Source organism: Staphylococcus sp. 231237_7MaSpsaltlick (assembly GCF_043107035.1).
Genome location: NZ_JBICNX010000426.1, coordinates 1 through 408, shown reverse-complemented (window position 1 = coordinate 408; position 408 = coordinate 1). Strand labels below are relative to the sequence as shown.

Below are 408 nucleotides of genomic sequence, written 5' to 3'. Positions count from 1 at the left end.
TGATTGGCTATATTTTGAATACTATCATCACAAGCAAACTGAACATCAGCATCAACAAACATCACTAAATCATGCGTTGCATATTTGCTACCTTGCCAACAAGCATGTGACTTACCTTGCCATGTAGTATCATTTTCAACAGTATATACGCTCGCACCATAATATCTAGCAACAACTTGTGTCTCATCAGTTGAACCATCATCCATAACAATTACTTCTATTTCTTGCTCTTTACTTATACTGTTAAGTAATTTAGGTAAGTTCTCCGCTTCATTTCTAGCAGGTACAATAACACTGACGGCTGTCTGACCTCTTTCTTTTCCGAAGTTATTTATAATCGCTCGACGCGCATACATACACATTCCACTTATTAGTGATAGTATCGTCAATACTATTGCTATTATATAA

1 protein-coding gene is annotated in these 408 nt (G+C 35.8%); it reads right to left on the bottom strand.

Annotated features, from left to right (window positions below):
- Positions 1–408, bottom strand: a 408-nt coding sequence (locus tag ACF91D_RS32190; protein WP_392438769.1) for a glycosyltransferase family 2 protein, incomplete at both ends; no start/stop codon positions are given.